At 51.9% G+C, this 1,835-nt stretch carries 1 protein-coding gene; it reads right to left on the bottom strand.

The window, feature by feature from the left end; all coding sequences use genetic code 11:
* Positions 1-185: 185 nt before the first annotated feature.
* Positions 186-1,760, bottom strand: a complete 1,575-nt coding sequence (locus tag V8L71_RS20545) for a transposase (protein WP_336275326.1) — start codon at positions 1,758-1,760, stop codon at positions 186-188.
* Positions 1,761-1,835 lie beyond the last annotated feature (75 nt).

The raw sequence follows: 1,835 nt of genomic DNA, 5'->3' as shown, positions 1-1,835 counted from the left end.
TAACGAGGCTGTAGAAAAACCCGATTTCGAGCCGTTTCCACCGCCTGTTGTCCTTATTCATTTACCCAGCCGGTCATCTGGCTGGGTAATCTTAATATCGGCATTTAGCCACTTGAGCGCCCAGCTAAAGCTTGTTGAAGACGACCTTTTGCTCTTAAAAAGCAACTTACCCCGCTCTAAGCCCTTCATGACGCGGCCATGTGGCCATAATTCGCTAACTTCTCAATATTGTGCACCAGGCAGTAAAGCTGCCACTGGCCCTGTACTTTCTTCTTGCCCCGCAGACTAAAGCGGCTCAGCCTTTTCGTCGTGCCAATATTCCCGAATACCGGTTCTACAACCGACATGCGATGGCTGTAAATTTCTTTGCCCTTGGGGCTATCGACTCGGTGCTTCATCCAGTCGGTATAATTGGGTAAACGTTTGTTCTCGATGATAAAAGACACCTGTCGCCCAGCACCGTTGCGATGGTCAGCCGAGCTTGGGTTCTGCATGCATCGGTATTTCTTTGGGCAGTGCCGACATTGCAGTAAACGCCCTTCAAAGTGTACCCGAATCTTGCCAGCATCCGTTTCTCGTTGCCCGCGATAGGACAGTTTTTCGCCGGTTGGGCAGATACACGTTAGCTCTACTGGGTCAAACTGGAACGCGCTAGCTGGCGTCGTCTCTCGCCAGCCTTTATCTGGTAAGTTCTGGTGGCGCTTGCCGTATTTGTTTTTCTGGTCGGTGAATTTCGGATCTCGGCTGCGGAACTGATTATCGGGGATGTAGCCATTAATCTGTCGCTCGTGAAGGTACTTCATATTGGCTTCATTCGCGAAACCGGTATCGGCGGTGACGACGGTACCTTTCTGGTAGATGTTTTCCGCAATGCCCAGTTTCTTAAAACGAGCTTCGACCATTTCCAGTACGGGCTGCAAGGTGTGATGTTCCTGGCCTTCGCCGAAGGCCTGAGCGTCAATGACGATCTGGTGCTTTTTATCCACCGTGGCTACGCCGTTATAGCCCTGGATCGTGCCCTTGCTTGTCGTCATTTTGGCACTTTCGTTATCGGTCAGATTGCTCTTCACTTCCTTGATTCGCCTCCCCCGGCCCATCCTTGGGCTGTGCGCCTTTAGGAAACGATCCACTTTGTTCATGGCGGCATCTAGCGAGAGAATCGTCTTGGCCCGTCGGATATCCCTATCCAGATCGGCTTCCGTCTCGGCCTCATCACGCGCGTAGTGTTCCAGTAGGTGATGCCGGATCAGGCCTCTCAGTTTCTCACGTTTCTCATCCAATTCTTTGAACGTGCCAGACCACTCTTTGGAGGCATCGGAGGACATCTTGCAGCCATCAATCGCAAAGAGTTCGTTACCCAGCAAGCCTTGTTCGTGGCATACCAGCAGCACTTGTTCGAACAGCGCTTCAATCTCATCGGCATGCCGACTGACGAAGCTTGCCAGTGTGGTGAAGTGGGGCACTGTATCGCAGGAAAGGGCTTTGAAAATAATATTGGTCTCGCAGCTCCACTGCATCTCTCGACTGGAGGTGATGCCTTTTGAGTAAGCAAACAGGATAATCTTAAGCAGGATAGCCGGATCATAGGCCAGCCGACCGGTCGCATCGTTGCGGTACTTGGGATGGAAAACGGATAAGTCGAGCTTGTGCTCGATCAGGTAGTGCACCGCGTGTTCAAAGGTGCCTGGCTGAAGCTGATCCTGGTAGTTGATCACCACCATGGCGTTCTGATCGTAGTTATAAGCCTTGAAGCGCGGCATGCTGACCACTCCTCGTCCGTTTCCTCGATCCTACCAAAACTTAGTCGTCAGCGGAGTTTTTCTACAGGCTCAACG

Origin of the sequence: Vreelandella indica, assembly GCF_037070225.1 — a bacterium.
In the GTDB taxonomy this organism is placed as follows: domain Bacteria; phylum Pseudomonadota; class Gammaproteobacteria; order Pseudomonadales; family Halomonadaceae; genus Vreelandella; species Vreelandella arctica.
The sequence above is the reverse complement of the archived record's forward strand: the minus strand, read 5'-3'. Positions and strand labels throughout refer to the sequence as shown.

Bases quoted from the DNA above. Each gene is read 5' to 3' on its own strand.
- V8L71_RS20545 (WP_336275326.1), bottom strand. From the start codon at position 1,760: ATGCCGCGCTTCAAGGCTTATAACTACGATCAGAACGCCATGGTGGTG.